The organism is Nostoc paludosum FACHB-159 (genome assembly GCF_014698835.1).
Lineage (GTDB): Bacteria > Cyanobacteriota > Cyanobacteriia > Cyanobacteriales > Nostocaceae > Nostoc > Nostoc paludosum.
Genome location: NZ_JACJTU010000001.1, coordinates 166,863 through 184,817, shown reverse-complemented (window position 1 = coordinate 184,817; position 17,955 = coordinate 166,863). Strand labels below are relative to the sequence as shown.

16 protein-coding genes and 1 other RNA gene are annotated in these 17,955 nt (G+C 40.5%); 12 read left to right on the top strand and 5 right to left on the bottom strand.

Going from position 1 to position 17,955, the window contains the following annotated elements; genetic code table 11:
• The first annotated feature begins 11 nt into the window (after positions 1–11).
• Positions 12–575 carry a Uma2 family endonuclease gene (locus H6H03_RS00760; RefSeq protein ID WP_190953175.1) on the top strand — a complete coding sequence of 188 codons (564 nt, stop codon included), beginning with the start codon at positions 12–14 and terminating at the stop codon, positions 573–575.
• Positions 576–683: 108 nt separating this feature from the next.
• Here the strand turns inward: H6H03_RS00760 and H6H03_RS00755 are convergent, their stop codons facing one another.
• Entirely contained in the window at positions 684–1,007 is a 324-nt protein-coding gene (locus H6H03_RS00755; RefSeq protein WP_190953174.1) for a slr1957 family protein, read from the bottom strand.
• A gap of 855 nt (positions 1,008–1,862) precedes the next feature.
• Between H6H03_RS00755 and H6H03_RS00750 the strand changes: the two genes are divergently transcribed.
• The 8 genes from H6H03_RS00750 (at position 1,863) to H6H03_RS00715 (ending at position 8,830) form a co-directional block, all read left to right on the top strand.
• Positions 1,863–2,384 carry a pentapeptide repeat-containing protein gene (locus H6H03_RS00750; protein ID WP_190953173.1) on the top strand — a complete coding sequence of 174 codons (522 nt, stop codon included), beginning with the start codon at positions 1,863–1,865 and terminating at the stop codon, positions 2,382–2,384.
• The gene (locus tag H6H03_RS00745; protein WP_190953172.1) at positions 2,384–3,556 is read left to right on the top strand and encodes a 5-(carboxyamino)imidazole ribonucleotide synthase; all 1,173 of its coding nucleotides are present in this window, start codon (positions 2,384–2,386) and stop codon (positions 3,554–3,556) included. The genes H6H03_RS00750 and H6H03_RS00745 overlap by 1 nt, the downstream gene beginning before the upstream one ends.
• Positions 3,557–3,597: 41 nt before the next feature.
• Positions 3,598–3,780: non-coding RNA, 6S RNA (gene ssrS, locus H6H03_RS00740), on the top strand.
• Between the two features lie 366 nt (positions 3,781–4,146).
• Complete coding sequence (locus H6H03_RS00735) at positions 4,147–5,388, top strand: M16 family metallopeptidase (protein WP_190953545.1); 1,242 nt, start codon at positions 4,147–4,149, stop codon at positions 5,386–5,388.
• A 2-nt stretch (positions 5,389–5,390) separates the two neighbouring features.
• Positions 5,391–5,630: a hypothetical protein gene (locus H6H03_RS00730; protein ID WP_190953171.1), complete on the top strand. Its 240-nt coding sequence runs from the start codon at positions 5,391–5,393 to the stop codon at positions 5,628–5,630.
• A 17-nt stretch (positions 5,631–5,647) separates the two neighbouring features.
• Entirely contained in the window at positions 5,648–6,919 is a 1,272-nt protein-coding gene (locus tag H6H03_RS00725) for a M16 family metallopeptidase (RefSeq protein ID WP_190953170.1), read from the top strand.
• A 161-nt stretch (positions 6,920–7,080) separates the two neighbouring features.
• Positions 7,081–8,151: a peptidoglycan-binding domain-containing protein gene (locus H6H03_RS00720; protein WP_390841548.1), complete on the top strand. Its 1,071-nt coding sequence runs from the start codon at positions 7,081–7,083 to the stop codon at positions 8,149–8,151.
• 325 nt (positions 8,152–8,476) lie between these two features.
• Positions 8,477–8,830: a phage holin family protein gene (locus tag H6H03_RS00715; RefSeq protein WP_190953169.1), complete on the top strand. Its 354-nt coding sequence runs from the start codon at positions 8,477–8,479 to the stop codon at positions 8,828–8,830.
• A 5-nt stretch (positions 8,831–8,835) separates the two neighbouring features.
• Here H6H03_RS00715 and H6H03_RS00710 read toward each other — a convergent pair whose 3' ends face one another.
• Entirely contained in the window at positions 8,836–9,291 is a 456-nt protein-coding gene (locus H6H03_RS00710) for a cobalamin biosynthesis protein (RefSeq protein WP_190953168.1), read from the bottom strand.
• 113 nt (positions 9,292–9,404) lie between these two features.
• Between H6H03_RS00710 and H6H03_RS00705 the strand changes: the two genes are divergently transcribed.
• A complete protein-coding gene (locus H6H03_RS00705; protein WP_190953543.1) occupies positions 9,405–10,043 on the top strand; it encodes a Uma2 family endonuclease in 639 nt (212 codons plus the stop codon).
• A gap of 206 nt (positions 10,044–10,249) precedes the next feature.
• Here the strand turns inward: H6H03_RS00705 and argS are convergent, their stop codons facing one another.
• A complete protein-coding gene (argS, locus tag H6H03_RS00700) occupies positions 10,250–12,013 on the bottom strand; it encodes an arginine--tRNA ligase (RefSeq protein ID WP_190953167.1) in 1,764 nt (587 codons plus the stop codon).
• Between the two features lie 1,249 nt (positions 12,014–13,262).
• Here argS and H6H03_RS00695 point away from each other — a divergent pair.
• Positions 13,263–14,093, top strand: a complete 831-nt coding sequence (locus H6H03_RS00695) for a DUF4114 domain-containing protein (RefSeq protein ID WP_190953166.1) — start codon at positions 13,263–13,265, stop codon at positions 14,091–14,093.
• Positions 14,094–14,217: 124 nt separating this feature from the next.
• Here H6H03_RS00695 and H6H03_RS00690 read toward each other — a convergent pair whose 3' ends face one another.
• The gene (locus H6H03_RS00690; RefSeq protein ID WP_190953165.1) at positions 14,218–15,486 is read right to left on the bottom strand and encodes a tetratricopeptide repeat protein; all 1,269 of its coding nucleotides are present in this window, start codon (positions 15,484–15,486) and stop codon (positions 14,218–14,220) included.
• A gap of 349 nt (positions 15,487–15,835) precedes the next feature.
• Between H6H03_RS00690 and H6H03_RS00685 the strand changes: the two genes are divergently transcribed.
• Positions 15,836–17,134, top strand: coding sequence for a cation:proton antiporter (locus tag H6H03_RS00685; protein ID WP_190953164.1), 1,299 nt, complete (start codon positions 15,836–15,838; stop codon positions 17,132–17,134).
• Between the two features lie 155 nt (positions 17,135–17,289).
• On the opposite strand, the gene H6H03_RS00680 is transcribed toward H6H03_RS00685, so the two are convergent.
• Positions 17,290–17,673 (bottom strand): hypothetical protein, encoded by a 384-nt coding sequence (locus tag H6H03_RS00680; protein WP_190953163.1) that lies wholly within the window; start codon positions 17,671–17,673, stop codon positions 17,290–17,292.
• Positions 17,674–17,955: the final 282 nt, after the last annotated feature.

The window sequence follows — 17,955 nt, the reverse complement described above, 5'->3', positions numbered from 1 at the left end:
AGATAACGACCATGACTCAAGTAAAATCTCAAATCACACTAGAAAAATTCCTAGCACTGCCCGGAGGTGAAGGAGATATCACCTACGAATTGGTTGATGGAGAACTCAAACCCAAAATGGCACCAAAAAGATTCCATTCACGATTAACCCTTGCCCTGAGTATACTTCTGACTCAATGGGCACAAAATCGCGGTGAGGTTGGTATTGAATGGGCAATTACTTTAAAACGTCGCGGTCGAGACTGGGCGCCAGTACCAGACTTACTTTATGTCTCCTACTCTCGGCTTAACAGTGACTTAATTGAGGATGAACCTTGCCCCATACCTCCAGATTTAGCGATTGAAATTATCTCTCCCGACCAAAGTTTTGGAGAAATGAGTGCAAAAGCTACAGATTACCTGAATGCAGGCGTAATGAGAGTTTGGGTTTTGGATGCAAAAGCTAAAACAGTCACTATTTTTTATCCTGATGCCCGGCCTCAAACAAAAATTGGTGCAGATATTTTAGAAGACTCGCTGCTTGAAGGACTACAAATTACAGCAGAACAAATTTTTCAACAAGCAGGAATTCCATAAACCAGAATTCAGAATTATGCTAATTTCGTCTCTTTTTCTTAAGATAACAACTGCTCTTGTCAAAAGTAAACAAGAGCAGTTTTAACACCAAAGCCCAAAATTAAAAATTTACGCATCCTCAAGTTCCAATTGAGCCACCGTAACGGCGTTAAAAGCGAAAGCCAAAACTAATGGCATCGGAGACTGGAAGCAGAAGGTAAAAAGAACAGCAAAGATCGTGCAAATTACTGCTGAGCTAGACCATAATCGTTCTTCAAAAGTTAATCCTTTTTCGGCTTTAATCAATCTCAGAACATGAACAGGAATTGGTTCTGGCATTACACAACCCGGAGGAAAAGCCCAGTAGTTATTGCGCCGCTCGACAAATAAATCTGTCCAGCCATTTTCTTGGCACCATGCCTCAATCCATTGAAGTGAGTAATGATTAATCATCGCAGTTGAAAGTTCTATTTGTGGAATTTGTGTAGTTGCTGAAGATAACTTTTGCGAGATTCCTAAAGTTTAACTAATTCAGTATAAAATTAACTCTATCTCTGGTATTTTTAAGCTTTGTTAAGCAGTTGAGATGCATAATTATTAGCCTCAAACATTGCTTTGCTTATTTAAAAGCCTAGCAGTCGATAGAATCTGTTGACTTCAAATGAAAACAAACTTTACGTGAAATATTCAAAGTTAAGAATTGTAAATTAATTGGTGAGCCTTACTGCTTAAGAAAACTATCTATAGTAATCGGTTTTGATTTTTGAAGTTACTTCTGTGGTTAGGGAGTAGGCAAGAAATCTTCAAGTTATAGGTTTACAAAAATTAAATGTGAATCCTAAATATATCTAAAAAACGAAATTTTGAAATCAAGAATTGTGAATAAATCAATAGGCATAGGTGTAGCTATTGGTAGACATAGCTTGAAGCCATAGCTTGAGAATTAAAAAAATAGAAAGTTATTTATATCAGTCTTTGGTAATAATTTTGTTGGTATGATGTCGCGTAGGCCTAGCCCGCACTTCTCTACGAGACGCTCCGCGTAGCTTGCTTCCCCGTAGGGGTACGACAAGCTCAGTGACCGTCGTAGACATTGCCCCCTACATCACCCCCCCAAGTAATTACTACTTTCTGCCTAAAGTCGCATAAATAATTTTGCTCGTAGTGAGAAGCGATGCGTGTTTTTAGGTTACAAAATATTAAGCAGGGAAATTATAGATTCCCCAAATTTAGCAGCACGATCGCTAGTCTAAATTACTTAGGCTGTTAACGGTAAACAGTCAACAGTCAACATTAGGTAAGGTTACAATGCAGCAATTATACACCAAATTGGCTCAGGATAAGTTTTGGCGGCAAGGATTGGCGTTACTTGTGGGGATTATTGTCTGGTGTTTGGCTCATCCTGCACTGGCGGTGGACTGGACTCATCCACTGTCATTTAGTAATGCAGAGTTGTCAAGACGTGATTTTTCTGGTCAAAGTTTACAAGCTGCGGAGTTCTCTAACGCCAATATGGAATTGGCTAATTTTACAAACGCTGACTTGCGGGGAGCAGTATTGAGTGCTTCAGTGATGACACAAGCAAATCTCCACGCAGCCGATTTAACGAATGCAATGGTCGATCAGGTAAACTTGACTAAGGCTGATTTGAGCGATGCAGTTCTTAAAGAAGCCCTTTTGCTCCGCGCCATCTTTAATGATGTGAATATAGACGGTGCAGATTTTACAGATGCAATTTTGGATAAAGCACAAATCAAAGAACTGTGTGCAAAAGCTGGTGGTGTGAACTCGAAAACAGGCGTGCAAACTCGTGATTCTCTGGGATGTTAATGAAACGTGTAGGTGTAATTGGTGGCGGACAACTTGCCTGGATGATGGCAGATGCAGCACAGAAGCTAGGAGTAGAATTAGTAGTACAAACTCCAAGCCTTGGCGATCCGGCGGTGTCAATTGCTCAAGAAATTGTTTTCGCCGCGGTAGATGACGCCAGTGCTACAGAAATGTTAGCGAAAAAATGCGATGTCATCACCTTTGAAAATGAATTTGTTAACTTAGATGCTTTATCTGTTTTAGAAAAGCAAGGGGTTTGTTTCCGTCCAAGATTAGAAGCATTAACTCCTCTTTTAGATAAATATCATCAGCGCCGCTATTTAAGCGATTTAGGTTTACCAGTTCCGCAATTTTTCGCCGTCGATCGCACAGAAAATCTCAAATCTAAAATAGAATATCTAGGTTTTCCTCTAGTTCTTAAATCCCGACGCCACGGTTATGATGGTCAGGGTACTTTCATAATTAAAGACTTCGCTGCTTTAGAAGAAAAGTTAAGTTATGAAACCATAACAAAAACTGCAAATCAATCGCTTTTTTTGTTAGAGGAATTTGTACCTTTTGAAAGAGAACTAGCAGTCATAGCATCTCGTTCTGTAGATGGAGAAATTGTCACCTATCCGGTGGTAGAAACCCAACAAGAACAACAAGTGTGTCGGCGGGTAATTGCGCCAGCTGAGATTTTGCCAGATCTAGTAGCAGAAATAGAAGCGATCGCACATACTCTATTAAATAGCCTGCAAGTAGTAGGAGTCTTTGGGATTGAGCTATTTCTGACTGCTGATAGTAAAGTGCTGGTAAATGAAATTGCTCCCCGTACTCACAATTCTGGACATTTTTCCCTTGACGCGTGTGAAACTTCCCAGTTTGAACAACAGCTAAGGGCAGTTTGTGGTTTACCCTTGGGAAATCCTGGTTTACAGCGTGCTGGCGCTGTGATGGTGAATTTGTTGGGGTATGAAAATTCTGACAGCGATTACCAAAGCCAGCGTCAACAAATAGCAGAGATTCCCCAAGCGCACGTCCACTGGTATGGGAAAACTCAATCGCGTCCTGGGCGGAAGTTGGGACATGTCACCGTTTTGCTAGACAATCAAAGTCGAAAACAAGCGATGGCTGTTGCCCAGACTATAGAATCTATCTGGTATCCAACTAAATTTTTGAGAAACTTTTGATGTTGAACACACAACATCTTTTTGAAAGCTATAATGAGTTAGTTGCACTACGACGTTGGTGACTGCCATCAAGTTTTTTGATCTATGCCTTTAAAGAAAAGGGAGTCAAGCGTTCTCGTGGCAGTAGACCGGGCATGTACCCGGAAACTTTAAACGAGAAATTTAGATTCCCACCTGGTTTAACCAGGTCATAAACTTAGGTAAAACGGCGTCGCGGTGAACTCAAAATTATTAGCTCCCAAACTCAGTTAGAATTTGGGAGCTTTAATTATTTAATTTAAATTAGTAAAACTTATATCAAAAATCAGAAATTTAAAACTAGAAATCAAAAAATTGAAACCCACGCAAATTAAAGCTTTTGCCTATATTTTATTCATCAAAAAAATCACTTATAGCGGTTTTACTTTCGATGTAATAAGCCTTAGGCAAGCAACGCTGTGGTCTTTACTTCAATTCGGGAATACCTGCTAATAAAAACAAAATCTGTATAACATGATTCTAATTTAGGTGACATTCAGCGGTAAAATCGCACAATTGAATGAAATTGTGGTTAAAGCTACAAAAAATTGTCACAACAAATAACTAATACAGTGTTTCCAGCCTCGGTCTTCCGACTAGACAGTGGCTTAACGTTTATTCATCAAGAAATTCCCACTACCCCTGTAGTCGTGGCGGATGTTTGGGTGCGTGCTGGAACAAGCCTAGAGCCAGAACCTTGGTTTGGGATGGCGCACTTTTTAGAACACATGATTTTTAAAGGTACCGCAACGCTACCTCCCGGAATGTTCGACCACAAGGTCGAAAACCGGGGAGGCGTCAGTAATGCCGCAACAAGCTATGATTACGCTCACTATTCACTCACCACAGCTGCGCCTTATTTGCAAGAGACTCTGCCGCACTTGGGAGAATTACTGCTGAATGCGGCAATTCCAGATGATGAATTTAGCCGCGAACGGGACGTAGTATTAGAGGAAATCCGTTCGTGCAATGATGATTCTGACTGGATAGGATTCCAAGCTTTAGTTAGCAGTATTTATGGGCGTCACCCTTACGGACGTTCTGTACTGGGTACTGAGCAAGAACTGATGCAGCAGTCACCAGAAGCAATGCGCTGCTTTCACCGTGCCCACTACCAACCGGAAAATATGACGGTGGTAATTGCAGGGGGCATAGCCCAACAGCCAGCTTGGGAATTAATAAATCGTTCATTTAGTGATTTTGGCGAACCTTCTCATTGTCCCCAGTTTGAAAAAGTTGCACAGCCAATAATAACAGAAATTCGTCGTCAAGAACTATATTTACCACGCATGGAGCAAGCGCGATTGTTAATGGCGTGGCTTGTACCGGGAGTAGAAGAAATCCACACTGCCTATGGGTTAGATTTGTTGTCCGTGTTATTAGCAGAAGGGCGGACTTCGCGTTTAGTACGCGATTTGCGGGAAGATTTGCAATTGGTACAGGGAATTTGTAGTAATTTTTCTTTGCAACGGGAATCGAGTTTATTTACAATTACTGCCTGGTTGGAACCAGAAAACGTAGAAAAAGTAGAGGCATTGATTTGCGATTGTTTAGATAAATTACAGACTCAGGAAATTAGTCAACAGGAACTCGCGCGATCGCGCAGACTACTATGTAACGAGTATGCCTTTTCCACTGAAACGCCAAATCAACTCACAGGACTTTACGGATACTACAATACAATTGCCCAAGCCGAATTAGCTGTGACCTATCCTCAGGAGATTCAGTCTTTTGATGCCCAAGAACTGCAAAAATTAGCTAAACAGTATCTCTCGCCGCAAAAATATGCGGTTACCGTGCTTAAACCGTGTTAAGTATGGGGCATAGGGCATGGGGCATGGAAGAGGATAAGGGAGATTTAAAACTGAAAGTTGGAGTTCAAAACCTCAACGTTCCAATTCAAAACCTCAACGCTCAAACTTATTTCCCCATGCCCAATGCCCAATGCCCAATGCCCAATACTTCGGCTTCTCTACGAGACGCTACGCGTAGCTTGCTTCCCCGTAGGGGTACGCTCAGTACAAGTACCCAATGCCCCATGCTCAATGCCCAATGACAAAGGACAAATAACAAATGACAACCTTGCTGCAAAAATCGCCTATCCATCGCACTGTATTAAACAATGGCATTGTCGTGCTAGTGGCAGAAAACCCGGCTGCGGACATAATTGCGGCGCGAATTTTTGTGCGTGCTGGTAGTTGTAACGAAAACCAAGAACAAGCAGGGTTGGCACATTTGCTATCAGCAGTAATGACAAAGGGATGCGATGGACTTTCTAGCTTAGAAATTGCTGAAAAAGTCGAGTCTGTGGGGGCGAGTTTGAGTGCAGATGCGACCTCTGATTATTTTTTGCTATCTTTCAAGACGGTAACATCGGATTTTGCCGAAATTTTAACATTGGCAGGGCGGCTTTTGCGATCGCCTACTTTTCCCGAAGTCCAAGTGGAACTAGAACGGCGTCTAGCACTACAAGATATTCGTTCGCAAAAAGAGCAACCCTTCACTGTGGCCTTTGAACAATTGCGGCAGGTAATGTACCAAAATCATCCCTATGGTATGTCGGTATTAGGAGATGAAACAACCATGAGCCGCTTAACTCGTGCGGACTTAGTGCAGTATCATCAAACTTATTTCCGTCCCGATAATCTGGTAATTAGTATTGCTGGGCGAGTCACACCCACAGACGCAGTAGCATTGGTGACAGATATTTTTGGTGATTGGCAAGTTCCAGCAGCAGCAGTGCCAACACTCAATTTACCTGAAATTAGAGTGGAACCACAGGTAACGCTAAAGCCACAACAGACGCAACAATCAATCGTGATGCTTGGCTATATGGGCACATCAGTGAGTTCTCCTAACTATGCCCCGCTGAAGTTGCTGTGTACCTACTTGGGAAATGGGCTTTCTAGTCGCTTGTTTGTCGAATTGCGGGAAAAACGAGGTTTAGCTTACGAGGTGTCTGCTTTTTACTCAACTAGGCTATACCCAGCATCGTTTGTAGTTTATATGGGTACAGCACCAGAAAACACCAACACAGCCTTAGAAGGATTGCGTACAGAAGTAGATTTATTATCTACCAGCGAAATATCACCAAGCGCCCTGCAAGCTGCTAAAAACAAAATTCTGGGACAGTACGCTTTGGGTAAACAAACGAACGGCCAAATTGCTCAGATATACGGTTGGTATGAGACTTTGGGGTTAGGAATTGATTTTGACATCAAGTTCCAAAAACTGATTGCGGCTGTGGATGCCCAAGAAGCGATCGCCACCGCTTCCAAGTATTTAAAAGAACCTTATGTATCTTTAGTTGGCCAAGAAGCAGCAATCAATGGAGCGATCGCATAAGGTAGATGATGTGCATCAGGCGTAGCCCGTCACCGCGAAAAGTTGCAACGGAGGTTGTCTTTGGTTCAAACTTTTCAAGGCAGACATCGCTTTATGCAACAGCTGTTTTTTACACCAAGCGGCTGTACCATTAGCATCAGAATATTCTGGGAGTAAATTCCATGCAACGCAGCCTGACAGCAAGTATTTTGAGTTACTTAAAATTACTAGATCCAACTGTAAATCGCTGTAAAATGGAAAAACGGCAAAAGGGTTGGTGGACAAAGAGATCTAAGTCTTTATCAGCAACTCAAATACTCCTGTTCTCCACTACACCTCTGTTCATTGCTTCTTCTGCTCTAGTATCAATTGCAGCCCCACAAAAAATAGCCCAAGTAAACCCCGCAGATAGTATCAGCCGTCCGACGCTGAAAGTTGGTAGCCAAGGCGAACGCGTATCTGAACTTCAAGCAGCTTTGAGACTTTTGGGTTTTTACTCTGGCGAAGTAGACGGTATATATAGTGAAAACACAGCTACTGCTGTTTCTCGATTTAAACAAGCAGCTGGCTTAAATCCAGATGGCATCGTTGATGCCACCACATGGCAAAGACTGTTTCCTAGAGAATCGGTAGTAGGATCGACAGTTCCAGCATCTGGACAAAGATTTAACTCAGCGACAAATTTTCCCGTTCCAACTCAGGCTAGTAGCCTCACCAACGTTGGAAATCCCAATCCCAACCCACCAAGACAGGCTGTCACCCCAGTTCCCACCAAGCCCAATCCACCAAAGAAAGCTTCAACACAAGCTACTACAAACCCCAAACCGCCCAAGAAAGCTGCAACACAAGCTACTACCAGTCCCAAACCACCAAAAAAAGCTGCAACACAAACTGCTACCAGTCCTGAACCCAGGCCTGCTAACCCTAGACAAGCTCAAAAAACGCCGAATCGCACTACATCAACTACTCGAACCCAGTCAACTACCCGAAATCAGTCAAATACAAATACTAAGCGAACTCCTGGTATTCAATACACCTCAGAAGGATTACCAATTTTGCGTGTAGGTTTACGTGGTTCCGAAGTCGTCAAATTGCAACAACAGCTCAAAAAGCTTGGTTACTTAAAAGGCGATGTAGATGGAGACTTTGGCGCGACAACCGAGGCTGCTGTCAAAGCTTTACAAAAGCGTTATGGTTTAGAACCTGACGGCGTAGCTGGCGGGGCTACCTGGGAAATTCTTTTGCGCCGTTAGGGAACTCGAAATCATAATTATTCAACTTTTTAAATGAGGGGGATGAGGGAGTAAATTCTTCCTTGTCCTTTTTGTCTTGGAATCAAATTGTCAACTGAAGCTGTATGCGATCGCATTATTACTGGGTAGTTGACTAGGTACATCGTGGAATACGATAAAGATACTGGCATTATAAAGTATTTCTCGATGCCAGCAGGAGGCTATTCTAATTCCGATCGGAGGCGGAGTTTCTCCGGTTCCGTTACTGAATTCTGTTAGCGCGGCGGGGCGTAGCCCATTCTGAATTCTGACTCCTAACTTAGGGTTAATTCTTCTAAAAAAGCTTATGCGACACTTTTTATTAACTTGGCTCGGTACTGCGGTGGCGTTATTTATTACTGCTAATATTGTTCCGGGATTCATTATCAAGAGCTTTGTAGCTGCCTTAGTTGCTGCTATTGTTATTGGTCTAGTTAATGCATTTATTAGACCGATTTTGCGGATTTTAACTTTTCCAATTACGTTGCTCACTTTTGGTTTATTTACATTAGTAATTAATGCTTTAACACTTTGGCTAGCAAGTGCCCTAACTCCGGGTTCTGGATTTGAAATTAAGGGTTTTTTACCTGCTTTTTTTGGTTCAATAGTGCTAGCAATTGTTTCTAGCATTATTAACTATCTTTTGAGAGTTGTTGAATAGAAAAGTCAATCAAAGAAAGCAGTTTGGGCAACAGCTAGCGTTACTGCTCCTGATTGCCCTTTTAATGGAAAAATTTGTTTGGAAACTAACAGTTTTACCCGCAATTGTTCTGCGCTAATAGAGAGAGAATCAGTGAATAAAAAGTTGAGTTGAGTAGCTGCAACAATAGCCGCCGCCTCTGCTACACTAGGTGTACCTACTTCTTGGTTGGTAATTGTGCTGGGGTTGGGAACCCAGACACAGCGAAGAACTTCGGCAGAAAAAGTCTTTAGGGGCAAATTGCGTAGATTACAAAATTCTACTAAGCCAACTTCCGAGGCTTTAGTATTGATAGTAGCAATACCCGCGATCGCACTTTGGCAAAGTTGATTTTCTTCAAATACTTTCTCAATTGCCAAATCAATTAATTGCCATGAAGTTCCCCGTTTACAACCAATTCCTACCCATAAAATCTGCTGCATCTGGTAAATGTCCTAATTAAAAATTACGTTTTAGAACGCAGATTAGTATTAATGCTAAATTGATGAGTCCCGACACTGGCAATGGTAAAGTCAAAACAAGCGGAGGTTTTGATATGGCTCAAGCTTTACCCAAACTATTGACTTTTGAAGAATTTATTGCATGGCTGCCAGAAAACACTGGAAAACGTTACGAATTACACGATGGGATAATTGTAGAAATGTCTCAACCGAGTGGAAAGCATGAAAAAGTGACGGGATTTTTAGCAGGAGAAATTACCGTTGAATATAAGCGATTGAAACTGCCATACTTTATTCCCAAAACAGCTTTAGTAAAACCACCGAGAAAATTATCGGGTTACTTGCCAGATATCGTATTAATCAACGATGCTAATTTGCAAAATGAGGAATTGTGGGAAAAAGAGTCTACCGTGACTCAAAGTGAATCCATTCCTTTGGTCATTGAAGTTGTAAGTACAAACTGGGAAGATGATTATTACACCAAATTAGGGAATTATGTTCGCGTAGCGTCTCGAAGAGAAGCCATGAAAATTCCTGAATATTGGATCGTTGATTATGCATCTCTAGGAGCCAGAAAGTTTATTGGTAACCCCAAACAACCAACTATTTCTATTTATCATTTAGTTGATGAAGAATATCAAGTTGCTCAATTTAGGAATTTAGAACGTATTATATCCCCTACTTTTCCAGATTTAAACCTGACTGCTAATCAAATTTTCAATGGTGCTTTGTAGAGTACTTTTGATCTACACTTCAGGAAAATTCACAGAACCCTCTTCTGTCACTATTTCAAAGCTGGTAATTGGTACTGCATAATTTATTTTTTTGATGGTTATTTAAGCTAATAAATTATCTCTTACTCCCCAAAAGCGGGAATAGGGAACAGAAAACTGTTGCCCGTTGCCTGTTCCCTATTCCCTTGTTTGATAAGATTGCTATATTACATCCTTTCTAATACCTGAATTCCCAACAAAGATAATCCCAACTTTAGGGTTCTAGCTGTCAAATCACACAAAACCAAGCGGGATGTTCGCTGTGGTTCTTCGGCATCCAGTACCCGAACTCCTCGATCGCGGTCATAAAACTGATTAAATTTTTTACTCAGTTCATACAAATATTCACATAAACGATGAGGCAATAAATCTTGCTCTAAAGTATTAATAACTTCATCGAGTTGAAGTAAATATTTTGCCAGCGCTAATTCGGTTTCATGCTCTAAGATTACGGCATTATTTCCTAAATCCTGAAAGTTAATTTCACCCTTGCGGCTAATCCCTTGAATCCGGGCATAAGCATATAGCATGTAGGGCGCAGTATTACCTTTAAGATCTAGCATTTTGTCGTAACTGAAAACATAGTTACTGGTGCGGTTTTGGCTTAAATCTGCATACTTAACTGCACTAATTCCAACTACCTTGGCAACTTCATTAATAAATTCTTCAGTTTCTTCGCGTTCTTCTTCTTGTAATCTTGCTTTGAGGTCTGTATAGGAACGAGCGATCGCTTCATCTAACAAATCCCGCAACCGCACGGTATCGCCAGAACGAGTTTTGAATTTCTTACCATCTTCCCCAAGTACCAACCCAAAGGGCACATGCACTAATTCCACATCATCGGGAATCCATCCAGCTTTGCGTGCTACCTGGAAAACCTGAGCAAAATGGTTTGCTTGTCCAGCATCTGTTACATAAATTATCCGCTTTGCTTCATCCTGCTGAATCCGGTAGCGGAGGGATGCTAAATCTGTAGTGGCGTAGTTATAACCGCCGTCTGATTTTTGGACAATTAAAGGTAAAGGTTCGCCTTCTCTATTTGTAAAGCCTTCCAGAAAAACACATTTTGCCCCCTGGTTTTCTACAAGTAATCCAGATTTTTCTAAATCTTCCACAACTCCTGCTAACAAGGGATTGTAGAAAGATTCGCCGCGTTCAATTAACTTGATATCCAACAAATCATAAATTAATTGAAACTCTTGGCGTGATTGTTCGCACAGTAATTTCCAAGCATGGAGTGTATCTGGGGCACCTGCTTGTAATCTGACGACTTCTTGGCGTGCTGTTTCTTGAAAAGCTTCATCAGCATCAAACCGCTGTTTGGCTTGGCGGTAAAAAGTGACTAAATCGCCGATATCTAAAGCATTCGCAGTAGTTAAAGCTTCGGGGTACACTTCCCGCAGATAAGCAATTAACATACCAAATTGCGTACCCCAATCACCGACGTGATTTAACCGCAGGAGATCGTGTCCTTGAAATTCGAGAACGCGAGCGATCGCATCACCGATGATTGTAGAACGCAAGTGTCCAACGTGCATATCTTTAGCAATATTCGGACTAGAAAAATCCACAATTTCCCGCTGTGGCGTCTTCGCCGTTGGAATTCCTAGCCTGGGATCTCTCTGAATCGCATTCAGTTGTGCTTCCAAGTATGCTGTTTTCAGTTTCAGATTAATAAATCCCGGCCCTGCAACTTCTGGCGGTTCGCAGATTTGGGATACATCTAATTTCTCAACTATGGCAGATGCAATTAACCTTGGTTGCTTTCCTAACTTTTTACTCAGTGATAAAGCCACATTTGCCTGATAATCACCAAATTTAGGATTACTAGCAGCAACCAAAATAGGATCTATTCCAACGAAGTCAGTGCCAAAAGCCGCGACTAAAGCCTGCTCAAACTGAACTTTTAGTTTTTCTTGTGTAAGGTTCATATATAAATTCTATCTGTGAGGGGGGTGATGTAGCTCTGGAAAAGCTTGATTATTTTAACCTTAAAATATATTCATCAAGTCCAAGCAAAGACCGTCATCTTTAACCACAACCCCATAAATTGTCTTCCATCCTTGGCATACCTTCCAGATTCTGACCCTACCCCAGTGCATATTAGACTTCTTGCAGAAGTCGGGAAAAGGGGGAAAGGTTTGGTATTTTCCCTTTTCCCTTTAACCTTTTCCCACCTCTTGCAAAAGGTCTATTGACCAAGCCCTACCCTGCGGGAAGGCTGCGCGAACAAGGCTTGGGGTTAGGGGAACAGAAGAAGAACTAGCCCCCAATATTGGCTCACCATTATTTATGGAAAAATCTTGCTTTGAAACGAGATGGTGCAACCGACGAAGTTTTAATGCGTCATTATACAAATACCTTAATTTTAATTATCGCGTCTTAAACTGTTGCCTGCGTTGCACTGAGTTTCCACTGCGCTCAATTACCGCTTGTCCTAGCTGTATGGGGAAGCAAGCTACTCGGAGCTTCTCGTAGAGAACAGAAGTATTACCTGTTCCTTATTCCCTTTTAAAGACTACTATAGGACTCCTGTTCGATCGCGTGAAAAGCTCCCCCTCAGCTTGAAAAGGCTGATTCTCTACTCCCTAACGGGAGCAAAGTAAGTTGAAAAATCAAAGTAGATTACTTCAAGTTAACGAAAGTGTCGTGTGTAATCAGTACTTGAGTGCTTCAAACAAAGACTAAACTTCTGAGTACAAACTTATTTACTCAGATTTTGTTAATTTGATGGACTGCTAAGTTTCTCAACGTAAGTACGGAGATAAACTTTGTTTGTATACCCGCGAATTCCATCGAGCAAGGCTGAACTAGATGCGTATGACGTTGCTACTCTACCTATGTACTTCGTTCCAATGAAAATCGCTAGAGATTTAGGTTTTAACCTTTGACTCTATAATTTCTACATCTTGTTTTCATAAAACATATAAACTTATCATCAAATTTTCATCATATATAAGTTTAAACCCTCAGTGCTAATAACAGTGTATTACCGAATTAATAATAGTATTTTTTCAGTAAAAATACTTTAAATAAAGAGCTATTTGAATATAGGAACAAAGCGCAAAAATAAGATTGACTTTCGAGAATCATAGCTGTTAGAAGTAAGAGACAACATAAGAGAGATAGCTGCTCAAAAGAGCATTATCTAAATTGTTTTCCCTACTTAATGACTCTGTTATGAAACGTACTTTATTCACCGCTTTAATCGCTGCTACAGCTACATTGACTGGATTAGTATCTAAAGTAGAAACTGCATCTGCTTCTGGTTTTACTTGGAATGATTCTTGGACTCAACCAACAGTACTTAATAAGTCTCAAACTGGTTTTAATGACACTCCTTTCCAACAATTTGTTCAAGCAGAAGGCATTGAAATTCCAAACAGCGGTCAGTTTAAATTAGACCCGAATAAATTAAACCTAAAATACGACCACAATGTTTCTGTTTACTTTATCAATGAAGGTGCTGGTTATAGAAACCAGTTAGCCTTCGATGCCGCAGGAACTACTAATAAGTCGGGGTTAGTTTTTAACGATATTTCTTGTGAAGGAAACGGATGCGTTGGTGCTTGGGGTGGTAATGCACTCAAACTGGGCGATGGGGTAAATCTTGGTAAGTTTACCGCAGGTACTCAACTAGATTTCTGGTTAAGAGCTGATGGTGTGAACCGTGGTAGCTCTGCTAATATCTTTGGTACAGACACTGCCTCTAATGCTGATGGACTACAGCACACAGTTGCTTATGCATACAACAACTACATCATTCTGGCATTCGAGGATTTATACGGTGGTTTACACGCTTCTGGGATAGATTCTGCAACTGGTAAGTGGAACGAAGGCTCTGACCGTGACTTTAATGATGTTATCGTTGTTCTTGATGTCGGTGAAGCCAATGTTAAAGACTTAATCGGTGCTACCGTTCCAGAACCATCTGTTACTTTGTCAATGTTTGCGGTGGGAGCAGTTAGCATGTTTGGATTGCGTCGTCGCCGTAAAACCCGCACAATCTAACTAAACTTTGAAACTTTGTTAATTTTAGGTGCTTTTACTTTTCTTGGACAATAACGACCGATCGCTAGCATTTTCACCCGTATAGTTATACGGGTGAATTTATGTGTATAGTAGCATTTATCTTCTACATACCACGATCGCGTTCTAAATCCTCAATGACTTTTTGTAAATACCATTCATCTGACATCCCAGGATAATAATCCTGCTTTTGCTCAATTAATCGTTCGGCGATTTCCCAATATCCCCCCACCATTCGCAAAAGTCGCTGACGTAGCAGGTTATAATTTTGCTTTTTAAACTGCGGACTAAATTTTTGGATTTTTTCTAGGCTGCTTAAGACTTGTTGATAATTTCCCCAGTCTTCTTGTTCGCAAAAAATACTCGCGGCGCGTTGATAATTCTCCACAGCATTTTGCATTTCTTCGATGCAAGAATAGGCAATGCCGCGATTGTAATAAGCTTGAGGATCGTCAGGATTGATTTGCAGCGCTTGGCTGTAATCTTGAATTGCACCGAGATAGTTGCCCATTGCCCGGTAGGCATTACCTCTGGCAACATAGACTAAGGCATCTTCTGGTTGCATTTGGATTGCTTGACTAAGATCTGCGATCGCTCCAGTATGATCTCCTAAGATAGAACGTGCTTTGCCTCGGTTGCGATAGACAATGGCATCTTGAAAGTTTAGCCGCAATGCTTGATTAAAATCTGCGATCGCTTCTCGATAATTGCCCATTTTACAGCGGACAACGCCACGACAGCAGTAAGCTTGGGCATCTTGCGGATCGGCTTTTAATACCCAGTTTAAATCTGCTAGTGCTTCTTGGGTATCTCCTTTTTCAGCCTTTTCTAATAACTGCGTGAAATATTCTTTTGTGGATAAAATCGGCACATTTGCAGAATGGGATGGTTGTACAGCAGGTAATTCTTGGGGTTGTAGCTGTTTAATTTGTTCCAGACACAGGCGACAATTGTCTTTGTCTTGCTGCTCTAGATATAACGTAGCAGCTTTTTTAAAGTTAGCGATCGCATCTTGAATATAACCCTGTTTGCGCCGCACCATCCCCCGCAGTTGATAAGCAGGAGCATAATTGAGATTGAAACGAATAGCGCGTTCAACGTCTTCCAAGGCTCCCGGCAAATTTTTTAGCGCCAGCCTTGCTAATGCACGACAATAATACGCTTCTACACTCTCAGGATTGAGTTTCAGAGCCTCAGTATAATCTGAAACAGCTTTTAGCAATGCTCCTGAGTCATAGTATGCTAAACCCCTTTGCAAATAAGCTTCAGTAAAATAAGGTGTTAATTGTAAAGCATGGTTAAATTCCTCAATTGCTCCGGCGTAGTCTTTTCGCTTAGCCTTTTCTAATCCCCTATTGTAGAATTCCTCATTCATGGCATTTATTTACTTGATTGAGTTAGTTAAATTCGGGCAGACTTGCTTAGTAGCCTAACCTATGGAGTGAGTACTGATATTTTAAATATTCAGTTTGGCTTTGCTTAATTTCGTAATTTGTGCTGAATCTACTTAATTACAGCAAAATTTAGGATTCATGAATCAGAATTGAGGAGTAAAACAGGTTTAATAGCTGATTTTGAGACGAATCGTTGTGTATTTCACACAACTAAAATCTCCTGTATCTCTAATACATTTTTTCCTAAAATCTACCTACAGGTGATTTCTAATTAGAAGCTATTGCAACTAAGCTTACAAAGTAACGCTTAAGTTTTATATACTTTCCCATATGGTAGATATCTATATTATTGACCTATTTATAATTGGTTTACTTTTACTAACGGTCACCTTAGGGTCAGGTTGGATTTCTCGATTACCTCTTTCCTTTGCGATTATCTATCTAATTGTTGGTATTTTTTTAGGACCTTATGGCTTTGGACTGATTCAACTACGTCGAGATGAAGTGTTCAATGCGGAATTACTAGAAAAAATCACAGAATTCGTAGTAATTATTTCCGTGTTTAGCTGCGGTTTAAGAATTGTTCGCCCTCTAAAGCTAGAAATTTGGGGAATTACAGCCAGACTAATTGGATTGTTAATGCCAATTTCAATTTTTGCTTTAGCTGCTGTGGGTAAATTCTTTTTAGGTATGAATTGGGGAGAGGCAATTTTATTAGGAGCAATTCTCGCTCCAACCGATCCAGTATTAGCTTCGGAAGTTCAATTGACTGATATCAAGGATAAAGATGAGTTACGTTTTGGTTTAACTTCTGAAGGTGGATTAAATGATGCTTTAGCTTTTCCGTTTGTTTATTTTGGAATTTATGCTCTCAAAAATGATAACTGGGGCAGCTGGTTTAAGCAGTGGGTTTTAGTTGATTTAATTTGGGCGATCGCTGCTGCCATTGTCATGGGATTTGTTGTAGCTAAAGTAATAGTTTGGTTAGATCAAAAAATTCAAAAACGTCGTCAGGTTGATGAGTTGATGGAAGATTTTCTGGCGATCGCTACAATTCTATTAACTTATTCTTTAACAGAAATTGTTAATGGTTATGGATTCTTAGCAGTATTTGTTGCTGGGTTAGTGGTTCAACGCAGTTACAGAAATCCTGATAAACCACTAGAACAATTAGAATTTATTGAGCGAATGGAAAAGCTTTTAGAAATCGGGACAATTTTGATATTGGGGTCGATATTATTAGTCAAGCCCATGTTAAATTATGCTGCTCAATCTTTGTTAGTAATCTTTTTGTTATTTGTAATCATCCGGCCTTTAGGAGTCTGGATTAGTACAATAGGAAAACGTCCTATATATTCTCACCGCCGCACCTTGAACCCAGGGACACGTTTGTTATTCGGTTGGTTTGGCATTCGCGGTGTTGGCTCTTTATATTATCTTGCCTATGCCTTTGGGAAAGGCTTAGAAGGCGAAGTAGCAGAACAAATTTCTTGGATAACTTACACTACTATTGTGGTTTCTGTGATTGTACATGGAATTAGTGCAACTCCTTTAATGAAGTGGTACGAACACAAGATTGCCAAGTACGCAAAGCCTAATCCTCCTGACACAATTGATGAATTTGAGTAACAATAAATTGGATATTCGTAATTAAATATCTCAAAAATAGAGTATCTCCAATATACCGAGATTCTCTTTTTGGATAAATGATTTAGAAATGAGGAAGAGACAAAACAGTATATAAATATATAAATTGTTATTGTCTCCCACTTTTGCTACTATTTTTACTTACCTGTCACCTTTTCAACTATCTCTCCAGCTTTATCAAGTAAATTAGGCTCAGAATTTCCTTCAGCCTTTAAATTTCTTTCGTAAGCTTTTTCTATAGTTCCAAGGTTTTGAGAATCTTTTACTGCTTGATTGTAAGCCTCTTGTCGTGCTTCTTCTTGAGCACCAACACCTGGATCGTATTCGTTAGCGCGGTTAATTTTTTCTTCTGGAGTTGGTTTATACTCTGGAGGTATGAGCTTCAATTCTTCAAGAGTAGTTGCATAACTAGCTTGCTGGGTGAAAATGAACGCACCTGACAAGCTGATGAAAATCATCAAGCTAACAATCAAGAAGCTTGAACGAAAGGCATTCTTTAAAATTAATAGAATTTTTTGCATGGAAAAAATCTCCTGACTTTCTGGTTTAAGCCACTGCATATGTATAAATAGATTCAATTTCTGAGGATCACAGGCATCCTAATTGTTTACGTATAGTTCTTCCTTCTATCCCAGGGTATATTAATTTTTAACTGTTGGTGAATAGCGATATGGCTAAGTAGCGATCGCTTCCCCAATTACTAAAAAACTGAGTCAGCCAAAGCCATTAACAATTCAAAATTCAAAAATAAATGAACATATTAAAAAATGTTAGTTTAAAAATATCATTACAAACTGACCTTT

Excerpts from the sequence above, each read along its gene's own strand:
- H6H03_RS00725 (WP_190953170.1), top strand. The coding sequence starts at position 5,648 with ATGACAACCTTGCTGCAAAAATCGCCTATCCATCGCACTGTATTAAAC.
- H6H03_RS00755 (WP_190953174.1), bottom strand. The coding sequence starts at position 1,007 with ATGATTAATCATTACTCACTTCAATGGATTGAGGCATGGTGCCAAGAA.
- H6H03_RS00705 (WP_190953543.1), top strand. The coding sequence starts at position 9,405 with ATGGCTCAAGCTTTACCCAAACTATTGACTTTTGAAGAATTTATTGCA.
- H6H03_RS00680 (WP_190953163.1), bottom strand. The coding sequence starts at position 17,673 with ATGCAAAAAATTCTATTAATTTTAAAGAATGCCTTTCGTTCAAGCTTC.
- H6H03_RS00730 (WP_190953171.1), top strand. The coding sequence starts at position 5,391 with ATGGGGCATAGGGCATGGGGCATGGAAGAGGATAAGGGAGATTTAAAA.
- H6H03_RS00690 (WP_190953165.1), bottom strand. The coding sequence starts at position 15,486 with ATGAATGAGGAATTCTACAATAGGGGATTAGAAAAGGCTAAGCGAAAA.
- H6H03_RS00760 (WP_190953175.1), top strand. The coding sequence starts at position 12 with ATGACTCAAGTAAAATCTCAAATCACACTAGAAAAATTCCTAGCACTG.
- H6H03_RS00695 (WP_190953166.1), top strand. The coding sequence starts at position 13,263 with ATGAAACGTACTTTATTCACCGCTTTAATCGCTGCTACAGCTACATTG.
- H6H03_RS00685 (WP_190953164.1), top strand. The coding sequence starts at position 15,836 with ATGGTAGATATCTATATTATTGACCTATTTATAATTGGTTTACTTTTA.
- H6H03_RS00720 (WP_390841548.1), top strand. The coding sequence starts at position 7,081 with ATGCAACGCAGCCTGACAGCAAGTATTTTGAGTTACTTAAAATTACTA.
- H6H03_RS00715 (WP_190953169.1), top strand. The coding sequence starts at position 8,477 with ATGCGACACTTTTTATTAACTTGGCTCGGTACTGCGGTGGCGTTATTT.
- H6H03_RS00710 (WP_190953168.1), bottom strand. The coding sequence starts at position 9,291 with ATGCAGCAGATTTTATGGGTAGGAATTGGTTGTAAACGGGGAACTTCA.
- argS (WP_190953167.1), bottom strand. The coding sequence starts at position 12,013 with ATGAACCTTACACAAGAAAAACTAAAAGTTCAGTTTGAGCAGGCTTTA.
- H6H03_RS00745 (WP_190953172.1), top strand. The coding sequence starts at position 2,384 with ATGAAACGTGTAGGTGTAATTGGTGGCGGACAACTTGCCTGGATGATG.
- H6H03_RS00750 (WP_190953173.1), top strand. The coding sequence starts at position 1,863 with ATGCAGCAATTATACACCAAATTGGCTCAGGATAAGTTTTGGCGGCAA.